11 protein-coding genes are annotated in these 22,833 nt (G+C 74.9%); 1 reads left to right on the top strand and 10 read right to left on the bottom strand.

What is annotated here, in order from left to right; all coding sequences use genetic code 11:
* Positions 1–23: 23 nt before the first annotated feature.
* The 10 genes from ABT026_RS23620 to ABT026_RS23575 all read right to left on the bottom strand — a co-directional run bounded on the left by ABT026_RS23620 (position 24) and on the right by ABT026_RS23575 (position 21,699).
* Positions 24–788, bottom strand: coding sequence for a 3-oxoacyl-ACP reductase (locus ABT026_RS23620; protein WP_351117126.1), 765 nt, complete (start codon positions 786–788; stop codon positions 24–26).
* 40 nt (positions 789–828) lie between these two features.
* A complete protein-coding gene (locus ABT026_RS23615; RefSeq protein WP_351117125.1) occupies positions 829–1,551 on the bottom strand; it encodes a thioesterase II family protein in 723 nt (240 codons plus the stop codon).
* Entirely contained in the window at positions 1,548–2,819 is a 1,272-nt protein-coding gene (locus ABT026_RS23610) for a cytochrome P450 (RefSeq protein ID WP_351117124.1), read from the bottom strand. Before ABT026_RS23610 ends, ABT026_RS23615 begins: the two co-directional genes overlap by 4 nt.
* A 58-nt stretch (positions 2,820–2,877) precedes the next feature.
* Positions 2,878–5,154: an amino acid adenylation domain-containing protein gene (locus ABT026_RS23605; RefSeq protein ID WP_351117123.1), complete on the bottom strand. Its 2,277-nt coding sequence runs from the start codon at positions 5,152–5,154 to the stop codon at positions 2,878–2,880.
* The gene (locus ABT026_RS23600; RefSeq protein WP_351117122.1) at positions 5,151–9,824 is read right to left on the bottom strand and encodes a non-ribosomal peptide synthetase; all 4,674 of its coding nucleotides are present in this window, start codon (positions 9,822–9,824) and stop codon (positions 5,151–5,153) included. The genes ABT026_RS23605 and ABT026_RS23600 overlap by 4 nt, the downstream gene beginning before the upstream one ends.
* 64 nt (positions 9,825–9,888) lie before the next feature.
* Positions 9,889–10,656: a thioesterase II family protein gene (locus ABT026_RS23595; RefSeq protein WP_351117120.1), complete on the bottom strand. Its 768-nt coding sequence runs from the start codon at positions 10,654–10,656 to the stop codon at positions 9,889–9,891.
* 64 nt (positions 10,657–10,720) lie between these two features.
* Positions 10,721–11,509: a 4'-phosphopantetheinyl transferase family protein gene (locus tag ABT026_RS23590; protein ID WP_351117118.1), complete on the bottom strand. Its 789-nt coding sequence runs from the start codon at positions 11,507–11,509 to the stop codon at positions 10,721–10,723.
* Positions 11,510–11,558: 49 nt separating this feature from the next.
* Positions 11,559–12,935 (bottom strand): serine hydroxymethyltransferase, encoded by a 1,377-nt coding sequence (gene glyA, locus ABT026_RS23585; RefSeq protein WP_351117116.1) that lies wholly within the window; start codon positions 12,933–12,935, stop codon positions 11,559–11,561.
* Positions 12,932–16,270, bottom strand: coding sequence for a non-ribosomal peptide synthetase (locus ABT026_RS23580; protein WP_351117115.1), 3,339 nt, complete (start codon positions 16,268–16,270; stop codon positions 12,932–12,934). Before ABT026_RS23580 ends, glyA begins: the two co-directional genes overlap by 4 nt.
* Positions 16,271–16,341: 71 nt before the next feature.
* Positions 16,342–21,699: a non-ribosomal peptide synthetase gene (locus tag ABT026_RS23575; protein ID WP_351117113.1), complete on the bottom strand. Its 5,358-nt coding sequence runs from the start codon at positions 21,697–21,699 to the stop codon at positions 16,342–16,344.
* A 215-nt stretch (positions 21,700–21,914) separates the two neighbouring features.
* On the opposite strand from ABT026_RS23575, the gene ABT026_RS23570 reads away from it, so the two are divergent.
* Entirely contained in the window at positions 21,915–22,640 is a 726-nt protein-coding gene (locus tag ABT026_RS23570; RefSeq protein ID WP_351117111.1) for a hypothetical protein, read from the top strand.
* Positions 22,641–22,833: the final 193 nt, after the last annotated feature.

The following is a 22,833-nucleotide window of genomic DNA, read 5'->3' as shown; positions in this document are numbered from 1 at the left end:
GGGACGGGGGTGGCGGGCACCGGCTACAGGGGGGTTACGTAGGCGCCGGTGAGACCGCCGTCGACGAGGAAGTCGGTGGCGTTGACGAAGGAGGAGTCGTCGCTGGCGAGGAAGGCCACGGCGGCGGCGATCTCCTCGGCCTCCGCGAACCGGCCGGCCGGAATGTGCACCAGCCGGCGCGCGGCCCGCTCGGGGTCCTTGGCGAACAGCTCCCTCAGCAGCGGGGTGTTGACGGGGCCAGGGCACAGGGCGTTCACGCGGATGCCCTCGCGGGCGAACTGCACACCGAGCTCCCGGGACATGGCGAGCACGCCGCCCTTGGAGGCGGTGTAGGAGATCTGCGAGGTGGCCGCGCCCATCCGGGCCACGAAGGACGCCGTGTTGATGATCGAGCCCTTGCCCTGCCGCCGCATGTACGGGATGGCGGCCTTGCAGCACAGGAACACCGAGGTCAGGTTCACCTCCTGGACCCGCTTCCACGCCTCCAGTCCGGTGTCCAGGATCGAGTCGTCGTCGGGCGGCGAGATGCCCGCGTTGTTGAAGGCGACGTCCACCGACCCGTAGGTCTCGAAGGCCGTGCGGAACAGCGCCTCCACCTGCTCCGGGTCGGTGACGTCCACCTTCACGAACAACCCTCCGGCCTCGTCCGCGGCGGCCTTGCCGGTGGTCTCGTCGACGTCGCCGCACACCACGTGCGCGCCCTCCGCGGCGAGACGGCGGACGGTCGCCAGGCCGATGCCGCTGCCCGCCCCGGTGACGACGGCGGTACGGCCTTCAAGACGCTTCATTGTTCTCCCTCGTGGCGAAAGAGCCCGGTGTCCCGGACGGTCAGCTGGTCAGATCCGCGGTGAAGGCGTCCATCAGGTCGTCCGGCGCCTCCATGAAGCGGTAGTGAGGTCCGTGCAGCACCCGGAAGGTGGTCTCACCGCAGTCGGCCCAGGAACCCATCAGACGGTGGTCCACCTCGGCGTCCTCGTCCCAGCCGATGGCGGTGAGCGGGAACGGCAGCCGGACGGGCTTCTCCGGGTGGTACCGCTTGTTGGTCTCCACGTCCGCGCGGAGGATCTCCAGGCTGAGTTCCACCAGGTCGGGTCGCGGGGTTCCCCCGAGCTCGACGATCAGCGTGCGCACCTCCTCGGCCAGTTCGGCGTCGGACATCTCCAGGAAACGGCCGTGCGGACCATCGTGCGGGGCGATCTGGGAGGAGACGAACAGCCGCGCCGGGGTCGGGTAGCCGCGTTCGAGGAGCCGGACCGCCGTCTCGTAGCCCGGCAGGGCCGACCCGCAGTGGCCGAAGATCCCGAACGGCCGGTCCAGGTAGGGGTGCAGCACCTCCACCAGGTCGTCCGCCAGGGCCTCGTAGGTGCTGTAGGGCTCCTCCCGGAAGCGGTTCTCCCGGCCAGGCAGCTGGATGGGGACGATCTCGACGTCCCCGAGGAAGCGCGGCCACTTGCGGTACATGCTCGCCCCGCAGCCGGAGTACGGCAGGCAGAACAGGCGGACGGCACTCTCGGCGGAGGGCTCGCGCAGGAACCATCGGCTGTTGTTCATCGGGCCAGCTCCGCGTAGCGATCGACGGCCGCGTCACGGATCTTCATGACCATCGGCATGTGCTTGATGCCGGCGACGAAGTTGGAGTGGAGGTGCTCGATCTCCCCCACGAGCTGAAAGTCGTCGAAGCTCTGGAAGAGCTCGGTGAACAGGATCTTGAGGCTCATCCGCGCGACGGTGTGACCGACGCAGTAGTGGGCTCCGCTGCCGAAGGCGACGTGACGGTTGGGCTTGCGCGTGATGTCGAAGGTGAACGGCGCGGCGAAGGCGTCCTCGTCGCGGTTGGCCGAGCCCAGCCAGACGACCACGGCGTCGCCGGCCCGGATCTTCCGGCCGCGCAGTTCGACGTCCTGGAGGGCGTAGCGCATGAAGTGGTTGGCCGGCGAGGACCACCTCAGAGCCTCGTCGACCCCGGTGTTGAGCAGCTTGGGGTCGTTGCGCCAGGTGTCGAGGACGGGGGTGCCCACGACCTCGGCCATGGCCCCGGTCGGCACGAAGGGGGTGGTGACGTTGGCCCCCAGGATGAGGCTGTAGCAGTTGGACAGGATGGCGCCGGTCTCCAGCTTCCGCCCGTCGATCTCCATGCCCATGAGCAGGCTGATGAGGTCGTCGCCGAGGTTGTCCCGACGCTCGCGCAGGATGTCGTGGAAGTAGGCGAACAGCTCGCGGTGGGCGAGCTGCAGGGTGGCGTTCGCCCCGCCCGGCTCGGCGAACTCCGGGTCGTCCGGGGCGATCGACATCGTGGTCAGCCGGGTGAGCCGGGTCCAGTCCTCACGGGGCAGGCCCATCATGGTGCCGGCTGTCGCCATCGGCAGGGACATCATGGCCTCGGCGAAGTCGAACGGCTCACCGCCGAGGGCGGGCGTGAGGAGGCGGTGCACCTCGGTGGTGACCGCCTCCCGGTACCTCTCCACCTGCTTGTTGGTGAGGGCGCGCTGCATGGGCTCGCGCATCCGGGTGTGGCGCGGCGGGTCGGTGGCGGCCATCTGGCGTCCGCGCGCCGGGTCCTCCTTGCCCAGCAGGAAGAGCATGGTGCCGCGCTGGGAGGTGAACAGGGTGTGGTCGCGGAGCACCAGGTCGGCGTCCTCGAACTTGGTGACGGACCAGAATCCGCGGGTCTCGTCGACCTGTTGCCAGCGCACCGGGTCGCGGTGGCGCATGGCGTTCCAGATCGAGTGCGGATCCCCGTGCGCGTACAGCAGGGAGTCGGTCAGGTCCACGGCGTCGAGGTCGATGCTCTCGGGCGGCGCCGGCTGGGTGAGCCTCATGTCGGGTGGTTCTCCTGTCGTGGCGGCGGGCGGTCGGGGCGTGCGGCCGGATCCGGTCTCAGGCGGCCTGGCGGCCGTCGAGCTCCTCGGACAGTTCCGCGACCGTGGGCCGCAGGTAGAGGGAGCGTGCGGACAGCTCGACCGAGAAGCGGTCCTGGAGGCGGGAGAGCAGGTCGGCCGCGATCAGCGAGTGCCCGCCCAGTTCGAAGAAGTCGTCGTCGGTGCCGACGGGTTCGACGCCGAGCAGGTCCGCCCACTCCTCGGCCATGGCGTCCTCGGTGGCCGTGCACGGGGCGACGTACTCGGTGGTGAGGGCGCGCGGCGCCCGGCGGGCGGCCGGGAGCGCGGAGCGGTCCACCTTGCCGTTGCGGTTCAGCGGCAGTGCGGGCAGGGCGAGGATGGCCCAGGGGACCATGTAGGTGGGCAGTTCCCCGCGGACCCATTCCCGCAGCCGCCTGCCGAGGGCGGCCGGGTTGTCGTCCTCGGGCCGCTCCGCGGTGACGTAGGCCAGCAGGCGCTTGCCGCCCGCCCCGTCGCCCTGGACGACCACCACGGCCTGCCGCACGTCCTCGTGGCCGCCGAGCGTCTCCTCGATCTCCCCGGGCTCCACCCGGTAGCCCTGGATCTTCACCTGCCGGTCGGCGCGGCCGAGGAACTCCAGGGTGCCGTCCTCGAGCCGGCGCACCAGGTCGCCGGTGCGGTAGAGACGGGCCCCGGGGACGGGCGCGTCCGGGTCGGGCACGAAGCTGTCCGCGGTGGCGGACGGGCGGTTCAGGTAGCCGTGCGCCAGTCCCTCGCCGCCGGCGTACAGCTCGCCGGGGACGCCGACGGGCACCGGTTGCCCGTCCGCGTCCAGCACCACCGCGCGGGTGCCGGCGATGGGCCGCCCGAGCGGCACGGCGTTGCCGAGCGGCGCCGCGTCGGAGGTCCAGCAGGCGGTGAACGTGGTGTTCTCCGTGGGCCCGTAGCCGTTGGTGAAGACCAGACCGGGGTGGGCCTCCAGCAGGCGGCGCACGTGCGTGGCGGAGACGACGTCGCCGCCGGCCAGGACGTGTCGCAGTCGCGCGAAGGCCTCCAGGTGCTGGGTGACCATCTGGTGGAAGAGGCCCGCGGTCATCCACGCGACCGTGACCTTCTCGTCCACCAGCGTGGCGGCGAGCTGCTCGGTGGAGAGCGTGCCCGCCGGGTGCACGACCAGCCGGCCGCCGTTGACCAAGGGCGCCCACAGCTCGAGGGTGGAGGCGTCGAAGGCGACGGGCGCGAGCTGCAGGAAGACGTCCGTGGAGCGGAACTCGGCCCAGTCCGGCCGGACCACCAGCCGTGAGACGGCGGCGTGCGGGACGCGGACGCCCTTGGGCTCACCGGTCGAACCGGAGGTGAAGCTGACGTAGGCGGCGGCGGTGGGCGCCACGTCGGCGAGCACCCGCTCCCCGGCGGCGCCGGCAGGCTCTCCGGGGGCGAGCGGGAGCACCCGCGTCCCCTCGGGCAGGCAGGCCGCGAACCGTTCCTGGGCCAGTACGACGTGGGCGCCGGTGTCGGCCAGCAGTTGGCGCAGCCGTGGGCGGGGGGTGTCCGGCTCGAAGGCGGCGTAGGCCGCGCCGGCCTTGAGCACACCGAGGAGCCCGGCGACCAGGTCGAGGGACCGCTCGGCGAGCACGCCGACCACCTCGCCGGGACGCACGCCCCGCTCCTGGAGCCCGACCGCGACACGGTCGGCCGCGGCGACGAGCTGTCCGTACGTCAGGGACCGTCCGGCGCAGGTCACGGCGGGCGCGTCGGGAGTCCGCCCGGCCTGCTCCTGGACCAGGACGTGCACCGGCCGGGCGGCCTCGGGGGCACGCCCGTCGCCCGCCAGGGCGGACGCCTCGGCGCGGGCTTCGGCGTCGGCCAGCGGCAGCACGCGGACACAGGTCCCGGGTGCCGTGGCGGCGCCCGCCGTCGCCGTGCGCAGCAGGGCGGTGAGCCGCCGGGCGGACCACGTGCCGCCGGCGCGCACGGTGAGTCCCTCCGGCGCGGCCTCGACGGCGAGGGCGCCTTCCGGGGCGGCCGGGTCGGTGTTCCAGCCGACCCACGCGTCCACCTGCCCCGCGGCGCCGTCCGGCCCGGGCGCCAGGGCCAGCTGTCCGGCCGCGTCGGCGGCCAGTTCGGCCATCGTGGTGTCCTCGGAGACCGTGAAGGTCAGCAGTGCCTCGGTGTCCGCGTCGCGGTAGGCGAGGCGCACGGTCGCCTGGAGGGAGCCGCGGTGGAGCACCGCGGCGAGGGCGGCGAGCGCGGGGACGGGCCCCGGGGCGCCCGTGCCGTCCGCCACGGCCTGGGTGGGGGTCTGTGAGGTCACGAGTTCTCCTTGGTGGTGGCGGCGGCGACGGTCTCCCCGGCACGGCGCCGGCGCAGTGCCGACCGGTCGATCCGCGTGATCGGCGTGGCGGCCTCCTGGGGCCTGGCCAGTTGTTCGTCCACGTAGCCGGCGACCGCGGCGACGGTCGGGGATTCGAAGAGCAGTCCGAGCGGGACGTCGACCTGGTACTCCTGGCGTACCCGGTCCATCACCTCGGAGCCGAGCAGGGAGTGCCCGCCGAGGGCGAAGAAGTCGTCGTGCACTCCTACGCCGTCCACGCCGAGGGCGGCGGACCAGATGTCGGCGAGCTTCGACTCGGTGGGGGTGGTGGGGGCCCGTCGGGCGTCGACGGCGGCGGCGGTGAGGTCCGGGCCGGGCAGTGCCGCGGCGTCGGCCGTCCCGTCCCGGCCGGCCGGGAAGCCGTTCACCAGCACCAGGTGGGCGGGCACGGCGTGCGCGGGCAGCCGCTGCTGGAGCAGGTTCCGCAGCCGGGCTGCGGTGCGGCGGCCCCGGGTGACGGACAGCGGGTCGTTGGCCAGGGCGCGCCCGGCCGGGGCGCCGCCCGGCGCGCCGGGACCGCGGCCGTGACCGGCGGGCAGGAACTCCGGGCCCGTGGCCGCCGTGCCGTCGGCGGCCGCCTCATCGGGGACGCGGCTGAGGAGGATGTCGAGGCACTCCCCGGTTCCGCCGGGGCCGTACTGCACCAGGGCGGTGTAGCCCTCCTTCTCCGCCGCCGCGGTCAGGGCGCCGGGATCGGCGGGGCCGCCGGCCTCGGCGGGGCGCGGGGCGAGTGCCGAGGTGACGGCGGCGACGTCGCCCGGACCGCCCGCGTCCAGCGCGTCGAGCGCGCGCAGCCGGCCGTGGATCCGCGCGTCGGGCACCGATCGCAGCAGCAGGCGCCGCGGGGCGTGGGTGCGCAGATGGCCGGCGAGGGCGTCGGGGGTGAGCCGGTCGGCGGACCAGTCGAGGACCGGCGTGGGGGCGGCCTCGGCGGCGGGCTCGCCGACCCGCAGCACGACGTCGTAGCGGTAGGCGCTCAGTTCGTTGCGGTGACGGCCCACCCGGGGCAGGACGAACACCTCGCCCACCCCCGGCAGCCGGTCGGCGAGTCCCGTGAACCAGGCGGGGTCCAGAGCCAGTTCCTCCTCGCGGGCGACCCGGGCGGCGACGCCCTCGCGGACCAGGGCTGCGGGGTCGCCGGGGTCCAGGAGGTCCAGCTGCGGCACCAGGTGGAGCGCGCTCAGCAGCGGCAGGCTGCGCACCGAGCCGATGTAGACGTGGCCGCCGGCGCCGACCGCGCGCACCGCGGACCTCAGCACCCGTTCCAGGTAACGCTCGTCGGGGAAGTACTGGACGAGCGCGTTGAGGACGACGGTGTCGAAGCCGCCCTCGGGCAGTCCGGTGAAGTCGTCGGCCGCCCGTTCGAGGAGGGTGACCGCGTCGTCCTTGCTGGCGAGCCAGTCCCGGTGGTCCTCGATGTGCCGCAGGGCGTGCGCCGAGAGGTCCGTGCCGGTGTACGTCTCGCAGCGCAGGGCGAGGCGGAACAGGAGGGCTCCGGTCTTGCAGCCGATCTCCAGGACGTGGGCGGGGCGCAGCGCCGTGACGCGGCGGAAGGTGAGGTCCGCCCATTCGCGCATCTCGGAGGCGGTGAGGTACTCCCCGGTCTGCGAGCTGTTCCAGCCGCCCGCGTTGAGCGTGGGGTCGTCCTCGGCGGTGCGCGAGGAGTAGATCTCCGCGAACTGCCGGCGCTGCTCGTCCTCGTGGCCGTCGGCGCCGGCGGCGTCGCGCGGCAGGACGTGGGCGATCAGGTCGGCGGCGCCGGGATCGGGGGCGCCGGGATCGGGGGCGCCGCGGTCGCCGGCGTCCCCGCCGCGGGTCTCCTCGGGCCGTGCGGTCACCAGGGCGCGCTCGACGTCGGAGCAGCCCTGGAGGACCGACCGGATCTCGGTGGTCTCCACCCGGTGGGTGCGCACGCGCAGTTCGCCGTCGAGGAGGTCCAGGACGCCGTCGGGCAGCCGCCGGGCCCGCAGGCCGGTGCGCAGCAGGCGCTCGCCGGGCCGCAGCGGGTCCTCGGTGAAGAGGTCCCGGTTCTCGTGCGGCCGGCCGAGGTGACCGTCGGGCAGGGGTACGCCGCCGAGGCACAGTTCACCGGGGACCGCGCCGGGGACCGGCAGCCCCTGGTCGTCCAGGAGGCGCACCACGGCGTCGGTGTCGTCCGGGCCGGCGCAGGAGAAGGTGCCCGGCCGGTAGTGGTCGGACACCGGCTGGACGACGACGTCGAGCGCCGCGTGGGCCGGGCCGTGCACGGCCAGCAGCCGGCTCGCCGGGGCGGCGGTGCGCAGCCGCGCGGCAAGCCGGGGCCACGGGTGCTCGCCGGCGCAGCGGACCTGGCGCAGGGACGGCAGGGCGGCGCCGGTGGCGAGGATCGTGGAGAGGACCGAGGGGGTGCAGCACAGGGTGGCGGCGGCGGTGACGCGCAGGGCGCCGGCGAGGTCCTCGGGAGCGTCGTCGGCGGAGGCCGTCGTCAGGGGCAGGCCGGCCGCGAGGGGGCCCAGCAACTGCCACGGGGAGAGGTCGAAGGCGGTGGGAACGACCAGCACGGGGGCGTCCGTGGCGCCCCGCGGGTCCGCCGCGAGGAGGGCCCGGGCCTCCCGGCGGAGGCGGTGCGCGACGGCACGGTGGCTGTTGACCGTGCCGCGGGGCTGCCCGTCGGCCCCGGACGGGTAGTTGACGAAGGCCGTCCTGCCGGGTTCGGCGGTCGCGGCCGGACGGTCGGCCGGCCACGGCGTCGGGTCGGCGGCCATGTCGACGGGCCGCACCATCGGGTCGAGTCCGTCGGGCCCGTCGCCGAGGGTCAGCACCAGGTCGGTGTTGCAGTCCAGGAGGACGTCGTTGATCTCCGCCACCGGGTGGTCCGGGTGCAGCGGGACGGCCGCGCCGCCCGCCTTCAGGACGCCGAGGAGGGCGGTGAGCAGCGCCCCGGAGGGCGGCAGGCAGACCGCGACGGGGGCCCCGTCGGTCACCCCGAGGTCCCGCAGCCGCCAGGAGAGCCGGTTGGCGGCCGCGTCGAGTTCGCGGTAGGTCAGTTCGGTGGCGCCGTGCCGGACCGCCACGGAGTCCGGGTGGCTGCGGGCGTGTTCCTCGAACAGGGCGGTGACCGTCGCGGCGCCGTCGGCCGGGGGCGCGGCGTCGCCGGCCGGGGCCGGGTCGGCGTCCCGCAGCGTCGCGAGTGCGCGCCCGCCGACGACGGGCAGCGCGCTCACGGGGGCGTCGGGGTCCCGGCCGGCGCGGTCCAGGACGGTCCGCAGGGAGTCGAGCAGGCCCAGCACGATGTCCTCGGTGAGGACGTCGGTGGAGAAGTAGACGACGCCGCTGATCCCGCCGTCGTCGTCCGGCGACAGGTCGACCTCCAGGTCGAAGCGCGCGGTGCCGGTGCTCAACGGCTCGATGGTGTAGGTCAGTCCGGGCAGGGTCACGCGTCGGCGCGGCTCGTTGTGGAAGCCGAGCTGGTGGCGGACGAGCGGGACCCTGGCGAGCGTGTCGCGCTCCGGCGCGACGACCTCGACGATCCGCTCGAAGGGGACGTCCTGGTGGTCGTACGCGCCGAGGCAGACCTCTTTGGCCTGCCGCAGCAGCTCCCGGTAGCTGGGCGACCCCGAGGTGTCCATCCGCATGACCAGCTCGTTGACGAAGCAGCCCGCTAGGTTCTCGAGTTCGGCGTGGCGGCGGCCGGCCACGGCGCCACCGATCACGATGTCGTCCTGGCCGCTCCAGCGGGACAGGACGACGGACTGGGCGGCGACCAGCGCCATGTACGGGGTCGCCTGCTCGGCCTCCGCCAGGTCGGTGATCCGCCGGACCGTCTCCGGCTCGATCCGGTACCGCAGGGTGCCGCCGTTCCAGCTGAGTTCGGTGGGGCGGGGAAGCCCGGTGGCGATGTCCACCAGGCGGGTGTCCGCGAGCCGTTCGCGCCAGTAGTCGAGCTGCTGCGGGACGACCGTCCGCTCCAGGTGGTCGCGCTGCCAGGCGGCGAAGTCCCCGTACTGCACGGGCAGGTCGGGCAGCCGCGGTTCCTCGCCCCGCAGGCGGGCGCCGTAGCGGTCGCCCAGCTCGCGCAGGAGGACGTTGAGCGACCAGCCGTCGGTGGCGATGTGGTGCTGGACGATCAGCAGCAGGTGCTCGTCGTCGGCCAGGCGCAGCAGCACGGGGCGCAGCATCGGATCGCGTTCGAGGTCGAAGGGCAGGTCGGTCTGCTCCTGGCAGCGCCGCCGGGCCTCCGCCTCGCGTTCGCCGGCCGGCAGGCCCGTCAGGTCGACGAGCGGCAGGTCGAGGCCGGTGAACGGGTTCACCCGCTGCACCGGCTGGCCGCCCACCTGGTGGTAGGTGGTGCGCAGGATCTCGTGCCGCTCGACCGTCTCGGCGAGGCAGCGCCGCAGCAGGTCCGCCTCCAGCCGCCCCCGGAACCGGGCGGCGCCGGCCACGTTGTAGACGGTCGCCAGCGGCTGCAGCGTGCTGAAGAACCAGATGCGCTGCTGCGCCGGGGACAGCGGCATCGCGGTGCGGTCGCCCCGGTGGGGAGCGATGCGGTGCGCTCCGGCCTCCGGCACCTGCCGGCTGATCAGCCGGTCGAGCAGTTCCCGTTGTTCTGCGGTCAGCGTTGCCGGTCGCATGCGTTGCCTCGCCCTTCGGTGGCTGGTCGGGTGTCGCGGTGTGGGTGGAGGGGGAGCCGGTGGTTCACGTCTGCGGTACGGCGACCGGCGGACCGTGCAGCAGGGGCGTCAGGTCGGCGCGCAGCCGGGCGAGTACGTCGTGCGTCCGCTCCTGGACGAAGAAGTGACCGGCGGGAAACGTGTGCACGGCGTGGTCCCCGTTGCTCTCCGCCTCCCATGCGGCGGCCCGGTGCGGCTGCACGCCGGTGTCGTGCTCGCCGAGGTAGACCCGCACCGGGCAGTCGAGCGGCCGGTCGTCCTCGGGCCGGGGCCCGGCCAGCAGGGTCAGGTCGGCCCGCAGGACGGGGAGGATCATGTCGAGGTACTCGTCGTTGGCGAGCAGCTCCCGGGGAGTGCCGCCCATGCGGGTCAGGAAGTCGAGCGTGCCCTGCCCGGTGAGCCACGGGGTGTAGTCCTTGCGGGGCAGGGCGCGCGGGGCCTCGCAGGCCGCCGCGATCAGCATCTGCGGTGTGCGGCCGGTCTCCCGGCGCATGGCCCGGCACAGTTCGGCCCCCAGCGTCGCTCCCATGCTGTGTCCGAACACCGCCAGGGGCCGGTCGGTCAGCGCGCTCGCCTCCTCGCACAACGGGCCGAGGACCGCCTCCATGGTGGTCGGCAGGGGCTCCCCGAGCCGGGAGCCGTGGCCGGGCAGCTCCACGGCGACCACCCCGATCTCGCGGGGCAGCAGCCCGGCCCAGGAGCGGTAGACGTGGGCCGCCGCGCCGGCGGGCGGGAGGCACAGCACACGCACCGCCGTCTCCTCACCGTGCGACCAGTCGCGCAGCCACGTCATGGGGTTCCCTCCCGAGTCGCCGGGCTCCCGGACCTTCGCCGGGCGCCTGTCTCCAGCTTCGTGATCAGGACGGTTCGTTGCAGTCGGGTGAGTTCCTGACAGGTGTCCCCGGACACCCCGGCTCGCAGCTCCACGCCAGTGCCGCCACCTCGCCGGCGGGCCGGTCGTTGACGGCCAGCGACGCCGCGAACCCCTCGGGCGCCTGGAGGGCGCGGACCATCCACAGGCCCTGCACCCCGGGCACCGTCGCCTCCGCCCATCCCCCGGGCCCCTCGGCGCCCAGTCGGGGCGGATCGACGACGCCGGTCCCGGCGGCCTTCCCGACCGCCTCCAGCTGGGTCCACGCCTGGGTGCCCTCGCGGTCGGTGCGGACGGCGCCGTCGACAGCGCCGGACAGCACCGCCGACCAGTTCACCCCCTGCCTGACGCGCTCCACGTCCACGCCCACGACGAGCGGCGGGCGGCACAGGGCGACGATCGCGGTCTCCTCGCTGTGGCTCAGGCTCACGTCGAGGGCGACCTGGCCGGAGCGGGCGGCCCACACGGGTTTCCCGTGCACGGCCGGACCGCACCGCGGGCAGAACCGGTGGAAGGTCAGCGCGGAGGCTTCCTCACCGGTGTAGGCGGCGAGCAGGTGCCGCAGCGCGCAGTGGGCGGCGCGGTACCGCCGTCGGTCCACGGGGCGCTGCATACGGCGGGCGCGCTGCCGTTCACCGGCGTCCAGGCAGTCGCCGCCGTCGGGGAGTTCCAGGTCGTCCAGTCCCAGGTACCAGAGGTGGACCACCCCCTGGGGCAGGTCGGGCGGGACGGGCGGCCCCTCGGCGGGGGCGCTCGTCGGCCACGTCGTCGTCATGGGTACTCCTCACGGCCCGCGGCGCGCCGGTGCGCGCCGCGGGCTCCTGTCAGGCAGCTGCCGCGGTGGGGCCGGGGAGCGCGTGGGCGGGCAGCGGGTGGTCGGGCAGCGGGAAGCGGCGGCACAGGGCGGCGGCGCGTGCGGCGACCTCGGTCCTGACGGTCTCTTCGAGCTGGTAGTCCCGGTCGCCGGCCGGGACCACGGCGGCCAGGACGGTGTCGACGAGTTCCGCGCACTCGGCCATCTCCGCCGGCCCCATGCCGCGCAGCGCCAGGACGTTCGTGCCGAGGCGGACGCCGCTGGTGACGCGGGGACCGTGCGGATCGCCCGGGATGCTGTTCTTGTTGACGACGATCCCGCAGCTCTCCAGCGCCCGTTCGGCGATCCGCCCGGTCAGGCCGCGGCGGCCGACGTCGAGCAGCACCATGTGGGTGTCGGTTCCGCCGGTCAGCACGTGGTGGCCCCGGCTGTCGAGCTCCTTGGCGAGCGCCGCGGAGGCGTCGACGACACGCCGGGCCAGCCGGCGGAACTCCGGCGTCGCCACCTGGGCCAGGGCGCGGGCCTTGGCCGCGACGGTGTTCAGCCGCGGGGTGCCCTGCAGGTAGGGGAAGACGGCGTCCTGCAGGGTCGCCGCGAGGGACTTCCCCGACGCGGTGCGCAGGTCCGCGTCCCGTCCCATCAGGATCAGGCCGCCCCGCGGGCCGTACAGCTGCTTGTAGGTGCTGGTGGTCGTCACATGGGCGACGTCGACGGGGCTGGGGTGCAGTCCGGCGGCGACCAGGCCGGCGATGTGGGAGATGTCGGCGACGAGGTAGGCGCCCACCTCGTCGGCGACGGCCCGGAAACGCCGGAAGTCCACCGTGCGCGGGTAGGCGCTGGCGCCGCAGAAGATCAGCCTGGGCCGGTGCCGGCGGGCGAGCGCGGCCATGGCGTCGTAGTCGATCAGGCCGTCCTCGCCCAGTCCGTAGGGCACCGCGGTGAAGAAGCGTCCGCTCATCGAGGCGGGAGCGCCGTGGGTGAGGTGGCCCCCGGCCTTGAGGTCCATGCCGAGGACGACGTCCCCGGGAGCGAGCAGGCTGCACAGCACCACCTGGTTCGCGGTGGATCCCGAGTGCGGCTGCACGTTGGCGTAGCGAGCGCCGAAGGCCTCCTTGGCGCGCTGCACGGCGAGGCGTTCGACCTCGTCGACGACCTCGCACCCCGCGTGGTAGCGGGCTCCGGGATAGCCCTCCGTGGTGACGTTGCCGGCCGAGCTCGCCTCGCAGACGAGGACGGACGGGTCGGCCGTGGAGGCGGCCGCGACCATGGCCAGGGTCTCGTGCTGGCGCAGCTGTTCGCGTTCCAGGAGGCCGTGGAGTGTCGGGTCCTCGGCGGCCAGCCGGGCCACGCCGTCGGTCAGGGTGCGGCTGAAGATTCCCGCCGTCATCGGTTCGTCTCCTCGAGAGAGTGCAGAAGATCCTGGGTCTGTGCGCCGTCCAGGGCCCGGACCTGCAGGTAGAGGCCGGCGACGGCCGCCGCGTCCACACCGGCCCGCAGCCCGGCGGCCTCCGTGAGGGCGGCCTGGCCGGCCACCGTGGGCGTCTCGAACAGGTCGCGCAGCGGCACGTCCACCCGCAGGTCGCTGCTGAGCGCGGCGGCGACCTGGGTGACCATGAGGGAGTTGCCGCGCAGTTCGAAGAAGTCGTCGTGCCTGCCGATCCGGTCCACGTCGAGGACGGTGGTCCAGATGTCGGCGACCGCCCGTTCCAGCGCGCCGGCCGGCGCCACGTAGGCCGTCGACGGCGTCAGGTGCCTGGCGTCGGCGGCATCGGGCAGGGCGCGGCGGTCGATCTTGCCGTTGGCCGACAGCGGCAGCGCGTCCAGGGCCACGTAGGCGTCCGGGACCATGTGGTCGGGCAGGGTGGTCCGCAGGTGGTCGCGCAGCAGGCCGGCGGTGGGCGCGGCGTCCTGGGAGGGCACCACGTAGGCGGTGAGTCCGACGCCGTGGCCCTGCTCGTCGAGGCGGACGACGGTGACCGCCTCCTCGATCACCGGGTGACGGCCCAGGGCAGCGTCGACCTCGCCCAGTTCGATGCGGTAGCCCCGGATCTTGACCTGGTGGTCGAGCCGGCCGATCAGGTGGATGGTGCCGTCGGCCGCGTGGCGGGCGAGGTCGCCCGTGCGGTAGAGGCGGGCGCCGGGCGCGATGCCCGGGCCGAGTCCGGCGTACGGGTGCGGCACGAAGCGTTCGGCGGTCAGCGCGGGCCGGTCGAGGTAGCCGCGGGCCAGTCCGATCCCGGCCAGGCAGAGTTCGCCGGGCACGCCGACGGGGACGGCCCGCAGGTGCTCGTCGACGACGAGGGCCTGCTGGTTGGCCATGGGGCGGCCGTAGGGGATGCGCGCCCAGTCCTCGCCGGTCTCCCCCACCGGCTGCACGATCGAGTGGATGGACGCCTCCGTGGCGCCGCCCATCACGACGACGTCGAGTGCGGGGAAGAGCGCCCTGGCCCGGTCGGGCAGGGCGACGGGCACCCAGTCGCCGCCGAGGAAGGCGACCCGCAGGGTCGGGCGGGCGGGGCGGCCGTCGCCGTAGCTCGCGACCAGGGCCTCCAGCAGGGTGGGGGCGGAGTTCCACACGGTGACGGAGTGCCGTTCGATCAGCTCGGCCCAGTGCCGCGGGTCCTTCGCCGCGTCGGCGTCCGGGAGCACCGTCGTGCCGCCCGCGGCGAGCATGCCGAGCAGCTCGTACACGGACATGTCGAAGCTCAGCGACGACAGGGCGAGCACCGAGTCGCCGGGGCCGACGGACGGGCCCCGGTTGAGGTCCGCGATGTTGTTGACCACGCCGCGGTGGGTGACGGCGACGCCCTTGGGACGGCCGGTGGAACCCGAGGTGTAGATGACGTAGGCGAGATGGGCGGGCCGCACCGGCGCCTGTGTCGCGTCGGACGCCGGCGCGGCGCCGACGGGCCCGTCGGCGGGCCCTGCGGCGTCCTCCAGGGATCCGGCGAGCAGCACCGGGACCGCGAAGGCGTCGTCCGCGCCGGTCACCCTGCCGGTCGCCGGGTCGACCGGCAGGCGGCCGAGGAGCGCGGGGTCGGTGACGAGGGCGGCCGGCCTCGCGTCCTGGAGCATGAAGGCGAGCCGGTCGGCCGGATAGGCGGCGTCCAGCGGCACGTAGGCGCCGCCGGCCTTCAGCACGCCGAGCACGGCCACCGCCATGGCCGCCGAGCGCTCCAGGCACACGGCGACGCGCACGTCGGGGCCGACGCCGGCCGCGCGCAGCCGCCGGGCCACCCGGTCGGCCCGGGCGTCGAGTTCGCCGTAGGTGAGGCCGCCGCCGGTCCAGGCGAGCGCCGGCGCGTCGGGGCGTGCCGCCGCCTGCTCCTCGAACAGCTGGTGGAGGCACCGGTCGGGCGCCGGCGCCGCGGTGTCGTTCCACTCGACGACCGTGCGCTCCAGCTCCGCGGCGGTGAGCAGCGGCAGGTCGCCCGCGGTCCGCCCGGGATCGGCGAGGGCGGCGCCCAGCAGCACCTCGAAGTGCTGCCACACGCGCCGCACGGTCGGCTCGTCGAAGAGGTCCTCGGCGTACTCCACGAAACCGGTGAACGCGCCGTCCACCTCGCGGAGTTGTACGTCGAGGTCCAGCTGGGCCCCGCCGCGCTCGGCGGCCACGACGGAGGCTTCGAGACCGGGCAGGGCGACGGTGGGCACCGGGGCGTTCTGCAGGATGAACATCACTTGGGCGAGCGGGTTGACGCTCAGGTCGCGCTGCGGCTGCAGTTCGGCGACCAGCTGCTCGAACGGCAGGTCCTGGTGGTCGAGGGCGTCGAGCGTGGTGGCCCTCACCCGCTCCAGCAGTTCGGCGAAGGACGGGGCGCCCGCCAGCGAGGTCCGCAGCAGCACGGTGTTGATGAAGCAGCCGACGACCCTCTCCGTCTCGGGGGTGCGGGTGGCCGCTCCGGTGGCGACCACGATGTCCTGCTGGCCGCTGTAGCGGCTCAGGAGCAGTTGGAAGACGGCCAGCAGCGTCATGAACGGGGTGACCCCCGAGCGCCGCGACAGGTCGCGGACCGCCGCGGAGAGTTCGGGGGTGAGGGCCACCGGCACCTGGCGTCCCCGGAAGGACTGGGCGGCCGGACGCGGGCGGTCGAGGGGCAGTTCGGTGATCCGCGGCGCGCCCGCCAGCCGGTCCCGCCAGTACCCGAGCAGCCGGTCGCGGTACCCGCCGGTCAGGCGCTCACGCTGCCAGATGGTGAAGTCGGGGTAGTGCAGGGTCAGTTCGGGCAGTCCGGGCTCCTGCCCGGCGAGGCGGGCGGCGTAGCCGGCGGCGACCTCGTCGAGGAGGATGCCGCAGGACCACATGTCGGACACCAGATGGTGCAGGGTGACCGTCCAGACGTGGTCGTCGTCGGCGAGGCGCAGCAGCGAGGTCCGCAGCAGCGGCCGGGCGGACAGGTCGAAGGGACGGGCGGCCTCCTCGGCGAGGGCCGCCTCGAGCCCGGCCTCGGTCACGTCGGCGACCGGCAGGTCGATCCGCACGTCGTCGGCCACCACCTGGACGGGCACGCCGTCGAGCTGGGTGAAGGACGTGCGCAGGGCCTCGTGCCGGTCGACGACCGCCTGGACGGCGGCGTGCAGCGCGGCCCGGTCCAGCGTCCCGGTCAGCCTGATCGCGAGGGGGATGTGGTAGGCGGCTGTGCCCGGGGTCAGCCGCTCGACGATCCACAGGCGCTCCTGGGCGGAGGCCATGGGGAAGATGGTGGGTTGTGAGGTCTGCATGGCCGTCTCCACACGTTTGGCGTTGCGGTCGGTGTCGGGGCCCCGTCGTGCGACGAGGGGTGGGGCGGTGCTCAGCGGAAGGAGTCGGGCAGCCGCAGGCGGCCGGAGGGCGACGCGGGAGCCGCGTAGCGTGACCGGTCCGCCCGGGCGATGCCGCCGGGAGGCGCGGCGGGTGCGGCCGGGCGGGCGAGCGCCTCGTCGACCGCCGCGGCGATCCGCGCGACGGTGGGCGCGGTGAACAGCTCCTGGAGCGGGATCCTGACCCCGTACCGCTCCTCGACGCGCAGGGAGAGACGGGCCATCAGCAGCGAGTGCCAGCCGAGCGCGAAGAGGTCGTCGTCGCGGCTGGTGCCGCTGACGCCGAGCAGCTCGTCGACCGTTCGCCCGACCTCCACCTCCGTGGGCGTGGCCGGGGCGTCGCCGTGGGCGGGCGTCTCCTCGAGGGCGAGCAGCACCCGTCGGTCGATCTTGCCGTTCGCGGTCAGCGGCAGCGCCGCCAGCGACCGGAATCCGCCCGGCACGAGGTATTCGGGAAGCCTGTCGCGCAGGTGCGTGCGCAGCTGCGCGGCCGGCACCTCCGGGCCGTCGGGCACGACGTACCCGGTGAGCCGGACCTGCCCGCGCGCGTCGCGGTCCGCGAGCACGCACGCGTCCCGCAGGCCGGGGTGCGTGCGCAGGGCGGCGGTGATCTCGCCGGGCTCGATCCGGTGGCCCCGGATCTTCACCTGGTCGTCGGCCCGGCCCAGGTACTCCAGGGCTCCGTCCGGGCCGAGCCTTCCCAGGTCGCCGGAGCGGTACATGCGCTGCCCCGGGCGGTCCGGGTGCGGGACGAAGCGTTCGGCGGTGAGCGCGGGCCGTCCGAGGTAGCCGCGGGCGACCCCGTGGCCGCCCACGCAGATCTCGCCCGGCTCGCCCGCCCCGACGGGCCGTCCCTCCTCGTCGAGGAGCCGCAGGTCGGTTCCGGGCAGCGGCCCGCCGAGCGGCGGCTGCCCGGCGTCCTCGTGCCCGGTGAGCGGGCCGTAGGTGGCGTGCACGGTGATCTCGGTGATGCCGTACATGTTCACCAGACGGGTCGCGGGTTCCCCGTGGTCGCGCCACACGGTGAGGTGGCCGGCCTCGAGCTTCTCCCCGCCGAAGACGACATGCCGGAGGTCGAGGCCACGGAGCCGCTCCGGCGCCGCCGCGGTCAGCTCGGCGAAGACGGCCGGGGTCTGGTTCAGGACGGTGACCCGCCGCTCCTGGATCAGGTCCCAGAAGGCGGGTGGCGACAGGGTCGCCTCGGTCGGCACGACCACGAGGCGGCCGCCGTGCACGAGCGGGCCCCACAGCTCCCACACGGAGAAGTCGAAGGTGTACGAGTGGAACAGCGTCCACACGTCGGTGTGGTCGAACCGGAAGTCGCCGCCGGCGAAGAGGTTGGCCACCCCGCGGCACGGGACGAGGACGCCCTTGGGGCGGCCGCTGGAGCCGGAGGTGTGGATCACGTAGGCCAGCCGGTCGAGGTCGCCGGGCACGCCCGGGTCGTCCTCCGGCAGCGCATCCAGGGCGTCGGCCTCCGCGTCCAGGTCGACCAGGACGGCCTCGAGGAGGGGCAGCCGGGCGGCGGCGGTCGCGGTGCTCACCAGGACCCGCGGCGCGGTGTCGGCGAGGACGTGCCGGATCCGTTCGGCGGGATGCCCGGGGTCGAGGGGCACGTAGGCGCCGCCCGCCTTGGCGACCGCGAGCACCGCCACCACCAGTTCCGGCGACCTGGGAAGGCAGATGCCCACCATGCTCTCGGGTCCGACGCCCTCGGCGATCAGCCGGTGGGCCAGCCGGTTGGCCCGGACGTCGAGTTCGCGGTAGGTGAGTTCCCCGCCCTCCCAGACCACGGCGGTGCGGTGCGGCGCGAGGGCCACCCGGTCGGCGAACATCTCGTGCACCGGGCGCAGTCGCCGGGTCTCCTCCCCCGCGGCCGGCGCCGCGGAGGGCCGGGCGCCCAGCAGGTCGGCCAGGGGCGTGGCGGGGTCGGCGGTCACCTGCTCGAGCAGGGTCACGAACTGCTCGGCCCAGCCGCGCGCGGTCGCGGGCAGGAACAGGTCGGTGTCGTAGTGCAGGACGCCGTGCAGCTCGTCGTCGATCTCGGCCAGGGTCACGCCGGTCTCGAACTGGCCGGCCGGCGGGGTGAAGGGCGCCGGTCGCAGGGTCAGCGGGCCGAGTACGCCGCCGCCCGGGCCGGGCAGGCCGAGCGCGCAGGCCGCGAGGAGGGCGCCGTGCCGGCCGACCGGCCGGTGCAGGGTGAACACCGCCTGGGCGAGGGCGGGGCGGCCGGGTGCGCGTTCCGGGGCGAGATGCCCGGCGATCGAGGAGATCCCGAGCCCCGCGTGGGCGATCCCGGCGCGGACGACGCCGTGCGTGCGCCCCAGCAGGGCGGCGAAGTCCTCGTCGTCGTCGATCCGTCCGCGCAGCGGGACCATGTCGGCGTACAGGGCGACGGATGCCGCCTCCCGCGGGCCGGCGCGGCCGTGGACGGGTGTGGCGACCAGCAGGTCGCGCCTGCCGGTGATCCGGGACAGCAGCACCTGGTACGCGGCGAGCAGCACGGTGTAGCGGGTGGTGCCCCGGGCGGCGGCGAGGGCGGTGAGCCGGGCGCTCGTCCGCGGGCCGAGCCGGAAGGGCTCGGCGGCGCCGTGCAGGCGCCGCCGGTCGGTCCGTGGCAGGTCGGCCGGCAGCGGCAGCAGTGTGGGCGCGTCGGCGAGTTCCTCCTTCCAGTACGTCAGCAGCCGGTCGCGTTCGGCCCCCGCCGGCGTGCGGGGGGCCTCGTCGACGGTCTCGGCGGTGAGCGGCTGCTCCGCCAGGGCGGCCGGGTACAGCCGGTCGAGGTCGGCGAGGAGCACCTCGAGGGACCACAGGTCGGCGGCGATGTGGTGCACCGCGAGGACCAGCCGGTGGTCGTCCTCGGCGAGGCTGAACACGGCGGCGCGCAGCAGAGGGCCGTGTTCGAGGTCGAAGGGGCGGTACGCGGCCCGGACGAGCTCCTCGTCCAGGGTCGCCGGATCCGTGCCGGCCGCGTCGTGGCGGGCGAACTCGGGGCGCAGTTCGTCGTGGACGTGGCCGACGGGACCGTCGCCGGTGGCGTGGAAGGTGGTGCGCAGCGCGGGGTGGCGGGCCGCCGCGGCGTCCAGGGCCCGGCGCAGCGCGTCGGTGTCGAGGGTTCCACGGACCGCGACGGCGGCCGCGATCACCTGGGCCGTGCTGTCGGGGGCGAGCCGGTGGCCGAGCCACTGGGCCTGCTGCGCGGGGGTCAGGGGCCGATCGCCGTCGGCGGCACGGCCGGTGACCGGTCGCACCGCTGCCCGCTCCGCCGTCCCGTGCGGGCGGGCGGCCAGCGAGGCGGCGAGCTCGGTCAGGGTGGAGGTCAGTTCCTCCTCCAGGTCGACGGCCAGGCCCAGTTCGCCCGCGATGCGGTGCTGGAGGTCGACCGTGCCGAGGGAGTCCAGGCCCAGTTCGAGCAGGGGCCGGTCCGGTACGACGTCCTCCCGGCGGAGGATCAGGGCGACCTGTTCCCGCAGGAAGGCGAGGATCCCTTCCGTCCGCCAGGCGTCCGGTGCGAGGTCGGGCGCGGGCCCGGGCCCGGGGTGGGGCGCGGGCCCGGGGTCCGGCGCCCCGGTGGCCGCGGGGCCCTCGGGCGCGGGACGCGCCAGATCGGTGACCGCGGGCACGGTGACCGCGGGATCCGCGGCCGACGGCCGGACGTCGTCCGGGGCGCGGCCGTCGTCGTGGTCGGCCAGCAGGACCTTGAGCGAGCCGGCCAGCAGTTCCGCCTTGCAGGCCCGGCGCTGAACCTTGCCGCTGGAGGTGCGGGGCAGCGAGCCCGTGCGGATGAGCACCACCGTGTGCGGCCGCACCCGGTGTTCGGCGGCGACGGCGGCGCGTGCCGTCGTCACCACCTCGTCGAGGTCCCCCTCGAAGCTCCGGTCGATCTCGTGCACCAGGGCGAGGTGCTCCTCCCCGCCGACGGTGACGGGGAAGGCGGCTCCGCCTCCGGGGCGGAGCGCCTCGTGGCACAGCTCGGCGGTCTGCTCGACGTCCTGCGGGTAGTGGTTGCGTCCGCGGACGACGACCAGGTCCTTGAGGCGGCCGACCACGTGGAGCTCGCCGTCGGCGAGGTATCCGAGGTCGCCGGTGCGCAGGAAGCGCGGTCCCGACGTGCCGGCGAGGGTGGCGCCGAAGGTGGCCTCGCTCAGCTCGGGGTGCCCCAGGTAGCCGCGCGCCGCGCCGGGCGAGTCGACCCAGATCTCGCCGACGGCGCCGGGGTCCGCGGGGCGGTGCGTGGCCGCGTCGACGATCTCGACGCGGACGTCGTCGGCGGGGATCCCGCTGGACACCACCGGTGCGCCGCCCGAGGGCGGCGCGCCGTCCACGGCCGCGGGGGCGCCCCAGCGCTTGCCGGTCACCAGGAGCGTCGCCTCGGCCAGGCCGTAGCACGGGGTGAGCGCCTCGGCCCGGAAGCCGCTGCCGGCGAAGGCCTCGGCGAACCGCCGCAGGGTGGACGGCCGCAGCGGCTCCGCGCCGTTGAAGGCGACCTCCCAGGAGCTGAGGTCGAGCCGGGCCCGCTCCTCGGGGCCGATCCGGTCCACGCACAGGTCGTAGGCGAAGTTCGGCGCCCCGCTCGCGGTCGCGCCGAACCGGCTGATCGCCTCCAGCCAGCGTCCGGGCCGCTGGGCGAACGCCGACGGCGACATCAGCACGCAGCTGCCCCCGCTGTGGACCGTGCCGAGGACCGAGCCGATCAGACCCATGTCGTGGTACATGGGCAGCCAGGAGACGATCCGGGTGTCCTCACCGGTGCGGAACAGGCGTTGGGTGACCGCGGCGTTGGACAGCAGGTTGCCGTGCGTGAGCAGGACGCCGCGCGGGTTGCTGGTGGAGCCCGAGGTGTACTGGATGAACGCCAGGGTGTCGGCGTCGGCCGCGGGCCTGGTCCACGGCTCGGCCCCGTCGTGGGGCATGTCGTCCGTGGTGACGACGCGCAGTGCCGCCGCCGCGGGCATCCGGGAGCCGAGCTTCGCCGCGAACGCGGTCGTGGTCAGCACGGTGCCGGCTCCGCAGTCCCCCACGATGCCGACGATCCGTGCCAGGGAGCGCGGCTGCCGGGTGGGCGGATAGGCGGGGACCGCGACGGCCCCGGCGTAGAGGCAGCCGAAGAAGGCGGTGACGTAGTCGAGGCCGGACGGGTAGAGGAGCACCACCTCGCGACCGCCCAGGCCGAGGGCCTGCAGGCGTGCCGCGACGGCTCGTGCTCCGGCGTCGAGCTGGGCGTACGTCAGCTCACCGGCCGGCGTCTCGCCGTCGGCCAGGTGACGGAACGCCACCCGGTCCGGGACGCGTGCCGCGGTGTCGGCGAGCAGGTCGATCCAGCTGCCCGGCGTGGGGCGAATCTCGGTCATCAGCACCTCTGTCGTCCGAACCTCCGGCTGCCGGGCGCGCAGCGCAGGCACGCCCGTGAACAAACCGACAGCCTGGCAACACGCCTGGTCAGGCAGTAGTCGGGAGCACTCCTGACAGTCGGTGGACCCATGTAGGGGGGTGGCTGCGGGCGGGCGCGACCCTAGGGTCGGGTCAGCATCCGCGCGTCGTCGAGGAGAGATGTCCTGTGTCCGTGATGTCCACGTTCAGCGTCGACCCCGTCTTCCACGGTCCGCCGACCAGCGCCAACGGCGGCTACGCGTGCGGCGTCCTGGCCGGCCTCGCCGGGGCCGCCGGCCACCTGGCGGGCCGCGCCGCGGTGACGCTGCACCTGCCCGTGCCGTTGGACGCCCCCCTGGAGTACCGGGTCGCGGGGCGGCGCGGCCATGCCTGGCACGGGGAGGAGGTGGTCGCCTCGGTGGCGTCCGCCCAGGGGGAGATCCCCGAGCCGGCGCCGGTGACGCTCGGTCAGGCAGAGCGCGCGGAGGCCGCGTTCGACGGGGCGGGGCACCCGTTCCCCACCTGCTTCGCCTGCGGCACGCAGCGCCCGGGGACGGGGCTGGGCCTGCGGCCGGGCCCGGTGGAGGGGCGGCCGCACACCGTGGCCTGCACCTGGACGCCCTCCCCGGCGCTCGCCGGGCCCGACGGCCTGGTGCCGCCGGAGATCGTGTGGAGCGCCCTGGACTGCCCGGGCGGCTGGACCACGGACCCGGTGCTCCGGCCGCGGCTGCTCGGCCGGATGACCGCCGAGATCCTGGCCATGCCCCGGGCCGGGGACCTGTGCGTGGTCGTGGCCGAACTGGAGCGGACGGAGGACCGGACGGCGGTCAACACCACCGCCCTGTACGACGGCGGCACCGGCACGCTGCTCGCCAAGGCGTCCGCCCTGTGGATCGCCGTCGACCTCGCCCCGGTCGGCTGAGGCGGCGGGCCACCGCAGCGGGCCACCGCGGCAGGTCCCCGCAGCGGGTCACCGCAGCGGGTCACCGCAGCGGGTCACCGCAGCGGAGAACGAGTGAGGGGGGGGCGGCGCGGGGCCGGGCGGCCGGCGCGGCCCGCGGCTCGGCCCAGCCCGTCTCGCCGAGGGTGACGACCCTTTCCCCCTCGGCCGGGCC

It is taken from the genome of Streptomyces sp. NPDC002734 (assembly GCF_040295685.1).
In the GTDB taxonomy this organism is placed as follows: domain Bacteria; phylum Actinomycetota; class Actinomycetes; order Streptomycetales; family Streptomycetaceae; genus Streptomyces.
Note: the sequence above shows the minus strand (reverse complement) of the source record. Positions and strands in the feature narration are given on the sequence as shown.